This window comes from Polyangium jinanense, assembly GCF_028435365.1.
Genome location: NZ_JAGTJJ010000018.1, coordinates 23,676 through 33,531, shown reverse-complemented (window position 1 = coordinate 33,531; position 9,856 = coordinate 23,676). Strand labels below are relative to the sequence as shown.

Here is a 9,856-nt window from a genome sequence, read left to right as displayed (position 1 = left end):
GCCGTCCCGGGTCGAGCGAGTGGGGAGCGAGCGAGCGGGGGACATCGGTGTGGGCGGAAGGCAGGGTGGGGCGCAGTCCGTGCCTACACGTGGCTCGCGCGGCGCGCGTGGGGCGCGCGCGGGATCTCCATACGGCGAAGGTCGCGGTTTTTCGGGGGATGCTCGAAATGGCCGCGCGGCGTGGGAGGCATTTGCCATGGAACTCTGCTGCACCGTCGTCTCCGATATCGCCGGGCTCGAGGCAATGCAGGGTGACTGGGAGGCGCTGCTCGATCGCAGTGATTGCAACGAGCCCACGCTTTCCCCTTTGTGGATTCTCGCCTGGTGGCGCGTGTTCGGCGGGACGGACGGGAGAAGCCTCCGTGCGCTACGGATCACGCAAGGGGAGCGGCTCGTGGGCCTCTTGCCGCTCGTCGCGCGGCGCGTGTGGCATCGAGGGTTTCCGTTCCGGCGGCTCGAATCGCTCCCGTCGGGGGAGGACGAGGCGGACGAAATCGTCTCCGAATACATCGGGCTCGTGGCCGAGCGGGGCGCGGAGGAGGCCGTCGCGGAGGCGGCCGCGCGGGCGCTCGCGGGGGGCCTTTTGGGGGGCTGGGACGAGGTCGTGCTCCCGGCGATGGATGGCAGCAAGCGCGCGCCCTTCGCGCTCGCGGACGCCCTCGGGCGCAGGGATCTGATGGTGACCCTGACGGAGCGCGGCCGGAGTCCGTACGTGACGTTGCCAGGGTCGTTCGAGGCGTATCTCGCGGCGTTGCCTTCGTCGCGGCGGTACCTCGTGCGGCGATCGATGCGGGATCTGGAGAGCTTCGGGCGGGGCGAGCTCGTCCTCTCGGTCGCGCGTACGCCGGAAGAGCTCTCCGAGGCCCGCGCGACGCTCGTCTCCTTGCACGAGGCGCGCTGGCAAAAAGACGAGCGGAGCGGGGTGTTTTCCTCGGCGAAATTCACGGCGTTTCACGACGCCGTCATGCCCGCGCTGCTCGAACGGGGCGCGCTCGAGCTTTCGGTGCTGCGGGCCGGCGGTGAGCCGGTGGCGGCTCTGTACAACCTGGTCTGGAACGACAAGGTGTATTTTTATCAGAGCGGCCGGCGCGCCGATTTGCCGCCGAAGCTCCGCCCGGGGATCGCCGCGCACGCGCTCGCCATTCGAATGGCGATCGACGCGGGCCGGCGTGAATACGATTTTCTCGGCGGGGACGTGCGTTACAAGCTGGATCTGGCGCTCGATTCGCGGCCGATCGTGGAGATCCGGGCGGCGCGGCGGACGCTGCGGGAGGCCTTGCGCGATCATGCCGAGCGCGCCGCGCGCGAGATCGCACGGCTGCGCGGGCATCCGGAGACGAAGCGGCGTCCGGTGGAAGCGTTCGCCGAAGAAGAACCTTGATTCGACAGGGGAGGGAATGATGCCCGAAGAATCGCTTGTCCCGGCCGTCCTTTGCGGGGATCTCAACATGGTCCGGTGTTTTTCCGGGAATGCGCCGGCCGAGGCGGGCCTGTCCCAACGGCAGATCCCGTTCGTCGTGGCCTCGACGCGCGCCGGGGATCCGACGTTCGGATCGCGGCACGTGGAGCAGACGGCCGTGATCTCGGATCCCGCGACGAACCCGGACCAGACGACCGAGGATCTCCGGATCGTGGCCGAGCGGACGGGCGGGCGGCCCGTGCTGTTTTACGGGACGGACTCCATGCTGCTCTGCGTCTCGCGGCACCGGGAGATGCTCGCGCAGCATTACCGATTTTTGATGCCGCCGGCCGAGCGTATCGAGGACCTCGTCGACAAGGCGCGCTTCGCCAAGCTCGCGCGGCGGCTCGGCCTGCCCGTGCCCGCGACGGTGACGTCCGAGGAGGCGAAGACGCGTGAAAAAGTGCTTTCGCGCGTTTCCCTGCCATGCGCCCTGAAGCCCGTGAACCACACGTCGTTCCGCAAGTCCGCGGCCGTTCGGGAGGAAGGCGGTTTGCCCCGCAAAGCGCTTTTCGCGCGGACGCCGGAGGAGCTCGACAAACGGCTCGAACAGATGCAGCGGTCGGGGACGGCGTTCGTCGTGCAGCGGTACGTGCGCGGCGGCGACGATCACATCACGAGTTTCCACGCGTGGATGAATGCGCGCGGCGAGCCGGTCGCGCATCACGTGGGCAAGAAGATCCGGACGTACCCTGCGGGCTCGGGGGAGAGCACGTTCATCGAGATCGTCGAAGATGACGAGGTGACGCGGGTCGGGCTCGAGGTCGTGCGGGCGCTCGGGCTCGTGGGCGTGGTGAAGCTCGATTTCAAGCGAGACGCGGAGACGGGCGAGCTCTTTTTGCTGGAGGCGAATCCGCGGTTCAACCTGTGGAACCGGCTCGGCGCGGCGTCGGGCGTGAACCTGCCGCTCTTCGCGTATGCCGAGCTCGCGGGGCTGCCCCTGCCGAGCGCGGGGCCGGTTCGTCCGGGATTGCGCTGGGCCTCGGTCGAGGAGGATCTGCGGGCGTTTTTGCTCGATTACGGGCCCTCGGGAGCCATCTCGCTCCGCGACTTCGTGGCCTCGTACCGCGGGCGGAAGGTGTTCGACGTGTTCGCCTGGGACGACCCGTGGCCGCTCGTGCTGACGCTGGCGAAGCGCGTGGGGCAGCGGGCCCTGCGCGGGGTGGGGAAGGCAGGTCGGCCGTGAGATACGCGGTCCTTTCGGACGTGCACGCGAATCTCGAGGCGCTCTCCGCGGTGCTCGCGGCGATCGACGTGGAGCGGGTCGATACGATCCTGTGCCTCGGCGACGTCGTGGGATACGGGGCGAACCCGAACGAATGCGCGCGGATGCTCGCTTCGGCCGGGGCGAAGTGCGTCGTGGGCAATCACGATCGCGCCGCGCTCGGGCTCAGGGACACGGCGCATTTCGGCCACAAGGCGCAGCAGGCGATGCGATGGACGCAGCGGATGCTCGGCGGGCCGGCGCACGATTGGCTCGCGTCGCTGCCGCTCCTCCGGAAGGCGTCGCCCGAGCTCTTGCTGTTTCACGCGGCGCTGCATCCGGTGCCGAACGACGATCTGCATCTGTCGAGTTTGTCGCGGCTGGAGAAGAGCCTGCGCGCGCTTCGGGACGGCGGGTACGGCACGCGGATCGGGCTCTTCGGGCACACGCACCACGCGGGGGCGTGGCGCGCGCGGGACGGCGCGTTCGGGCCGGCGCCGGGCGAGATGGTGAAGCTCGACGACGGGGCGCATTACCTGATCAACCCGGGGAGCGTGGGACAATCGCGGGACTCGGATCCACGCGCGGCGTTCGCGATCCTCGACATGGATCAGGGCGTCGTGTGGTTCCGGCGCGTCGCGTACGATACGACGCTGGCGATGGCGAAAGTGGCGGCGCTGGAAGCGAAAGAGCGGTGCGGGATCGCGGCGTGGTTATCCGCTCGATTGCCGCTGGGCCTCTTCGCCGGGCAACGGAGGTAACGTCGCGGGATCGAGGCCGGGCGGGACGATCAGGATCTCGAAGGTCGGCGGATAGACGTCGGTCTTCTCCTCGACGCGCGCCCGGCCGTCGTCCGATTTCACGACGCGGGTCTTCTTGATCTGGTAGCCACGAATGCCCTTTTGCTTCAGGACGACGTGCCCCTCGGTCAGATACGCGCTCTCCTCGATCTTGCGTTTGTAGGGGGAGACGCCGATCGTCGCGCTCGACCACTCGACCTCGGCGGGCGTGCCGCTGCCGCGGATCTCGATCGTGAGAATGCCTTTGTCCGCGACGGCATGCACGACGACGGGGAACGTGTAGGGGTTCTTGAGCTTGAGGTCGACGTGCGGGTAGACGACCGTGGCGTCGAGGCCCATCGGAATGTAGCCGCTCGGCCGGGAATGGTTGATCCGCTCGGTGATCTCGAACCCGCCGAGATACGCCGCGGCGTGCAGCGTGCTCGCGACCTGGCAGGTGCCGCCGCCGATGCCCTCGCGCATCTCGCCCTTGAAGATCTCGGGCGCCGTGGTGAAGCCATTCTCCTTCGTGCGGGCGCCGACCTCCGTGTTGAAGCTCTTGATCTCGCCCGGGAGGAGCACGATGCCGTCGATGCCGGCCGCGGCGCGCGCGACGTTTTGCGCGCGGTTCGCCTGTCCGCCGAGGTACCCGAAGCGGGTCTCGTATTTCGTGACGACGTGGGAGACGTCGATCGACGCGACGACCTCGCTCGACGCGTCGGGCAGGATCTCGAAGGTCGGGACGGGCACGCGCGTCTCGCCGTTCTGCGCGGCCCGCTCGATCGCCGAGGCGGCCGCATACAGGTCGAGGTATTTTCCGGCGACGTGCGGCGTGGGTTTTCCCGTGGCGAAATCGAGGCGCGCGCCACGCGGCGGCGTGTCGGCCTCGTCCTTGCGGCGCTCCAGCGCGGCGGCGAGGGGCTCGATCGGGAGCGTGACGAAGACGGGGACCGAGACGTCGCCGCGCCGCGCGGTGAGCGCGTCGGCGAGGCGCGTGAAGAGGTCTCCTTCGCGGCCCACGGACGAAAGCCGCGCCGCGAGCCGCTCCTCGTCGACGGTCGCGCCAAGCTCGGCGAGCGAGGTTTCGAGGGCGACGTCTTCGCCGAGGACGAGCGTCACGCGCCGATCGAGCAGCGCGCGTGCTTGCTTCTCGGCCACCTCGCGCGGCGACCCCGGACCGGCCTCGGCGCCGCCGATGCGCACGCCCTTCGCGACCGCGTTTTCAGCGGGCAGGAGAGATCGACAAGCGGCCGAGGCCGCGAGCGCCGCGGCGCCGGTGACGAGCACGGCGAGGGCGCCGCGGAGGAGGAAGTTCACGCGGGGGCGTCGCGTGGTGGACGAGGGGAGCGCGCTTGCGTGTGACATCGACCCGAGAACGCCTCGGGCCCGAGCTTATCGTCCGAGCGGGCTCGATTTCCAGATCCGCGTGGAAAATCAGAGTCCGATGGCGCCGCGGTAGATCCAGCCGGTCTTGCCGTTGGTCTCGATCTTGAACCAATCGTTCCGGCGGCCGACGATCTTGACCTTCGTCCCGCGCACGAGCCGCACCACGACCTCGCCGTCCTTGGGATCCTTGCGCACGAGCGCCGTATCCCAGCTCACGGTGCCTGTGCCATTGGCCTCGGCCTCGCTCGTGGTGCTGCCGGCGGCGTCTTCGCCCTCGCCGGTGGCGGGGGCCTCGGCCTCCTCGGGCGCCTTTCCGGGCGGGTAGAACGTGAGGCCGTATTGCACCGTGTAATGGCGGTACTTGTTGGGGACGTCCTCGAGCGGGAGGTTCGCGAAGGCGCGCGAGGCGCACTGCACGATGCCGGTGACGGTCGAGGTCGGGATCGTCGTCTTGTCTTTCTTGTTCTTGACGACGTGGACCTCTTTTTTCTCGAAATCGATCTCCAGGCCGAGCGTGAGCTTGCCCGCGAGGCCGACCGCCGAGGGGCACTCGGCGAGGCCCTGGAGCTTGGGGACCGCGACGGGGTCGAGCTGGAGGGCCCCGCAATCGGTGACCTTCTTGTTCTTCTTGTCCCAGCAACGGCTGATCTTGCCCGGGCCGACGACCACGGTCTGCTTGTTCGGCGGGGGCGCCGCGGCGGGCTCGGCCGTGGGGGCGGCCGTGGGCGGAGGCGCGGCGGGCGCGGCCTGGGCGGACGCGGTCGGGGGCGCGGTGACCTCGGCCTGGGCCTTGAGATCCCCCGGCACGTTGGGGCCGACCTTCACGCCCGCGAGCTTGGGCCAGGCGATGCCCAGCACGAAGCCCACCGCGGCGACGATCCCGACCCGGGACCAGGCGGGCCTTTCGTCGGCCGGCGAGGGCCTCTCGATCGTGACGGGGCGCGTTGACTTCGCCATGCGCCGTGCCGTAGCACAAGTTCCCGGGCTCTCAGCAAGTTTTGCGCGAGACACGGGGCGCGAAACGCCCTCAGTCAGGCTTCACTTCCGCGCCGTCGTTCGCCGGCGGGGCGCCGGTTTCGTAGCGCCGATTCCGGTGCCGGATGTCCTTGCCGGTGACCAGGAAAACCACCGTCTCGGCGATGTTCATCGCATGATCGCCGATACGTTCGAGGTACTTCGCGATCGATTGGATGCGCGTGGCCCGGTAAATCGTGGTCGGGTCCGAGGTCATGAGCTCGAGCAAGCGCTTCCAGATCTCGCTGTAGTGCTCGTCGATCGCCTCGTCCCGCGTGAGCAGCTCCGTCGCGCGGTCGACGTCACGCTCGACGAGCGCGTCGAGCGCCTCGTGCACGACGAGCGTCGCCTCGTCGGCGAGGGCCACGAGATCAAACGTGGCGTCGAGCGGCGGCTCTTCGTTGAGCTCGGCCACGCGGTCGCAGATGTTCACGCCGAGGTCGCCGATGCGTTCGAGGTCGGTGACGATCTTCAGCGCCTTCGTGACGAACCGCAGGTCCGAGGCGACGGGCTGACGCATGGCGAGGATGCGCATGCAGAGGTCGTCGATCTCGCACTCCAGCCGGTTGATGCGCCGGTCCATCTTCATGGTCGAGCGCGCGAGGGCCGTGTCCCGCGTGGCGAGGGCCTGCATCGCCTTGCCGATCATCTCCTCGACGAGGCTGCCCATGAGGAGCAGCCGATCGCGCAGCGTGCGCAGCTCGTTCTCGTAGACGCGGCTCGTGTGCTGACCCTGGGGCATCGACCTCGAAAAATCCTTTCAGCTCAACCGAACTTCCCTGTCACGTAGTCCTCGGTTCGTTTTTCCCGCGGGTTCGTGAAGATCCGATCCGTACGATCGAACTCTACCAGATCTCCCTCGTGGATGAAGGCCGTGTAGTCGCTGACCCGCGCGGCCTGCTGCATGTTGTGCGTCACGATGACCACGGCCACGTGCTCGCGCAATTCGTGAAGGAGGTCCTCGATGCGGCTCGTGGCGACGGGGTCGAGCGCGCTCGTCGGCTCGTCCATGAGCAGGACCTCGGGGCCAAGCGCGAGCGCGCGCGCGATGCAGAGGCGCTGCTGCTGGCCACGCGAGAGGCTCGTGCCGGGGCGAGCAAGGTCGTCCGCGACCTCGTCCCAGAGCGCGGCCTGGCGGAGCGAGCGCTCGACGAGCTCGTCGGGCCTTTCGGCGCGGAGGCCGTTCAAGCGGAGGCCGGCGAGGATGTTGTCCCGCACGGACATGTGCGGGAACGGGTTCGGCTTCTTGAAGATCATGCCGACGCGGCGGCGGACCTCCGTGGGGCTCGTGCCGGGGGCGTAGATGTCGACGCCGTCGAGCAGCACGCGGCCCTCGACGCGGCTGCCCGGCGTGATCTCGTGCATGCGGTTCAAGCACCGGAGGAGCGGTGATTTGCCGCAGCCGGAGGGGCCCATCAACGCCGTGACACGCTTGTCCGCGATGCGCAGCGTGATCCCGCGGATGACCTCCTCGCGGTCGGTCCACGCGCGAAGATCCTCGGCTGTCATCTTCACCGGAGGCTCGCTGTCGTGCGGGTGGTCGGAGGTCATAGGGGCTTCCATGGGGTTCGTCGCGGGCGCTACGCCGCGCCAAGGAGCGTCCAGGGTAACGCCGAGAGCGAAGCCGCGCCGATCCACGCGAGCGGGGCCGTCTCGATGGCGGCGCGAGCGAGCGAACCGAGGGCGCCGCGAAACATCCCGGGCGTCGCCGCCGGCAACACGACCTCGCGCAGCGTGTGCAGCCGATCGGCGCCGAGCGCGAGGCAGGCTTCCCGGAGCGACGCGGGCACCTCGCGGAGCGCCTCGCGGAAGGCCGTGGTCATCCGCGGCAAGAGGAGCAGCGCGAGCATCACCGCGCCCGCGAGCGTGCTCTCGCCTTGGCCGAGCACATGCACGAAGATCACGAGCCCGAGCAGGCCGTAGACGATCGGCGGGGCCGCGGCGAGCGTTCGGGTGATCCGCTCGACGCGCGACATGAGCCGGCCGCGAGGCGCGTACTCTTCGAGCCACGACGCGGCGCCGACCGCGGTGGGCACGGCGATCACGAGGGCCAGGGCGACGAGCAAAAGGGCGCCCTCGATCGTGGCAGAGAGCGACACGCGGGCAGGCTGGCTCGACGCTGCGAGGACCCACGCGTCCCACCCGCCTTGTGACGCGTGGCCCGTGACGATCATCAGGATCATGACCTCGCCGAGCGCACGCGCGACGGCGAGCAGCAGCGCGGCGCCGATCCCGCCGAGCGCTGCCTTGAGGACGATGCGGTTCACCGCGATCTTTCCTGCGCCGAGCGCATACGCGCCCTCGCGCAGGTTGTGCGGGACGGCGGAGATGGCGCGCTCGCTCCGCGACGCGAAGTACGGAAGCATCATCACGCCGAGGGCCACGCCCGAGAGGAGCACGTGGTGCTCGGCGAACGCAGGCCCGAGCAGGGCGATCGCGAGGTAGCCGAGGACGACCGTGGGCAGGCTGGCGAGCACGTCGAGCCCCGGCGCGAGGACGCGGCGCGCGCGTGGTCCGGCGAACTCGCTCAGGTAGATCGCGGCGACGAGGCCGATCGGGAGCGCGACGAGGACGGCGACGAACGTGGCGAGGACGGTGCCCGCGAGGAGCGACGCGAGGGCGCCTGCACCACCCGCGGACGTGCCGAGGGTCCGGACGAACGCGAGGGCTTCCGCGGCGAGCAGGCCGGCGATCACGAGCGTGGCGAGGACGCTCGAGAGCGCGCAGAGGAAGAGGAGCTTCGGGACGACGGCGTCCGCGAGCGAACGCGTGACGCGGGTGCCCACAGGGCCGTCGTACCTGCGCTGTGTGACAGGACCGTGACAGAGGGGTGGAGCGGTGAAAAAAAGGGTCTGCGGGAGCGGGAGCGGCTTTCTCGGGCTCGGACGGGAGAGGTGGTTCGCGTGGACGGGAGAGGTGATTCGCGTGGACGGGAGAGGTGGTTCGCGTCGTAGCGAACGCGGAGGGGCGAGGGCGCGAGAGGGATTCACGTCCACGCGGGAGGGATTCGCGTGCACGCAAGGGTGGTTCGCGTCCACGCGAGCAGTGTTCGTGTCGGAGCGAACGTGGAGGGGCGAGGGCGCGGGAGGGATTCGCGTGCACGCGAGGGTGGTTCGCGTCCACGCGAGCAGTGTTCGCGTCGGAGCGAACGAGGAGGCCGAGGGCGTGAGAGGGATTCGCGTGCATGCGAGCGGTGTTCGCGTCGGAGCGAACGCCGAGGGCGAGGGCGTGAGAGGTGGTTCGCGTCCACGGGTAGTGCGGTCATTTGGCCGAAACTGCGGTCATTCGACCGATTCGTGACCGCGACCGCGTAGGATGTGCGTCGTCCGAAAGACGCCGCCCCGATGGCGCTAGACACACCACCGGGGCGACTTGACGCAACCACGCTGTCACGAGGTCACGCCCATGCACGATCTGTCATGGCCCGGTAGCTACGGCCAAAAGAACGATCCGCCCTGCCCGCCCGATCCTCCCGCCACGCCTGAGAGGCGCCGCCGCTCGGACGCGCTGAAGCTCTCCGACGAGGAGGTGAAGGCGGTCCGGGTCGCGGTCCGGAAGCTTCGCCGCGCGTTCGGGAGCTTCAACGCGCTCGCCGCCATGCTCGACGTCCCGGCGAACACGCTCCGCCGCTTCGCCAACCCGAAGGGCTCGCCGCCCACCGGCACCTTCGCGATCCACCTCGCCGCAGTGGCGAAGGTCCTCGTGGAGGTCCTTCTCGGCGGCAAGATGGTCGTGACGACGCCCGTCATCGGGAGGGCCGCATGACCCGCTCGCGTATTCGGGAACGGGCTCGCCTACGGGCGCCCATCGAGACCACCGACCCGGTCGCGCTGGCGGCCTTGCCGTGACATCTCATCGCGCGCCATCTCGCTTTCCGAACGCGCCTCGGTTGCTCACGGAGGCCGCACGGATGCTCGTGGCTGCCGCGCTGCGCTTCGTTCGGCTCGGGTTTCTCATTCTCTTTGCTGCTTGCGTGCCGGCGTTGCTCCTCGGGTGCGGCGCGACGCACGTGAA

9 protein-coding genes are annotated in these 9,856 nt (G+C 69.4%); 4 read left to right on the top strand and 5 right to left on the bottom strand.

All coding sequences use genetic code 11. The features are described 5' to 3' along the window. The first annotated feature begins 196 nt into the window (after window positions 1–196). Genes KEG57_RS26495 through KEG57_RS26485 form a run of 3 tightly spaced genes read left to right on the top strand, consistent with a single transcriptional unit; the run spans window position 197 to window position 3,424 of the window. The gene (locus KEG57_RS26495; protein ID WP_272427197.1) at window positions 197–1,381 is read left to right on the top strand and encodes a GNAT family N-acetyltransferase; all 1,185 of its coding nucleotides are present in this window, start codon (window positions 197–199) and stop codon (window positions 1,379–1,381) included. A gap of 16 nt (window positions 1,382–1,397) precedes the next feature. After that, window positions 1,398–2,645: a carboxylate--amine ligase gene (locus tag KEG57_RS26490; protein ID WP_272458874.1), complete on the top strand. Its 1,248-nt coding sequence runs from the start codon at window positions 1,398–1,400 to the stop codon at window positions 2,643–2,645. Further along, window positions 2,642–3,424 (top strand): metallophosphoesterase family protein, encoded by a 783-nt coding sequence (locus KEG57_RS26485; protein ID WP_272427200.1) that lies wholly within the window; start codon window positions 2,642–2,644, stop codon window positions 3,422–3,424. The genes KEG57_RS26490 and KEG57_RS26485 overlap by 4 nt, the downstream gene beginning before the upstream one ends. Here KEG57_RS26485 and KEG57_RS26480 read toward each other — a convergent pair. From KEG57_RS26480 to KEG57_RS26460, 5 genes are all read right to left on the bottom strand, one after another. Then, window positions 3,377–4,759 (bottom strand): VanW family protein, encoded by a 1,383-nt coding sequence (locus KEG57_RS26480; RefSeq protein WP_272427201.1) that lies wholly within the window; start codon window positions 4,757–4,759, stop codon window positions 3,377–3,379. The genes KEG57_RS26485 and KEG57_RS26480 overlap by 48 nt on opposite strands. Before the next feature lie 117 nt (window positions 4,760–4,876). Continuing rightward, complete coding sequence (locus tag KEG57_RS26475; RefSeq protein WP_272427203.1) at window positions 4,877–5,785, bottom strand: SH3 domain-containing protein; 909 nt, start codon at window positions 5,783–5,785, stop codon at window positions 4,877–4,879. A gap of 70 nt (window positions 5,786–5,855) precedes the next feature. After that, on the bottom strand, window positions 5,856–6,584 hold the full coding sequence (gene phoU / locus KEG57_RS26470) for a phosphate signaling complex protein PhoU (protein ID WP_272427204.1): 729 nt from the start codon (window positions 6,582–6,584) through the stop codon (window positions 5,856–5,858). A 23-nt stretch (window positions 6,585–6,607) separates the two neighbouring features. Further along, complete coding sequence (locus KEG57_RS26465) at window positions 6,608–7,393, bottom strand: phosphate ABC transporter ATP-binding protein (RefSeq protein ID WP_308215643.1); 786 nt, start codon at window positions 7,391–7,393, stop codon at window positions 6,608–6,610. Window positions 7,394–7,422: 29 nt separating this feature from the next. Continuing rightward, a complete protein-coding gene (locus tag KEG57_RS26460) occupies window positions 7,423–8,628 on the bottom strand; it encodes an ABC transporter permease subunit (protein ID WP_272458873.1) in 1,206 nt (401 codons plus the stop codon). A 619-nt stretch (window positions 8,629–9,247) separates the two neighbouring features. On the opposite strand from KEG57_RS26460, the gene KEG57_RS26455 reads away from it, so the two are divergent. Then, on the top strand, window positions 9,248–9,607 hold the full coding sequence (locus KEG57_RS26455; RefSeq protein ID WP_272427206.1) for a hypothetical protein: 360 nt from the start codon (window positions 9,248–9,250) through the stop codon (window positions 9,605–9,607). Window positions 9,608–9,856 lie beyond the last annotated feature (249 nt).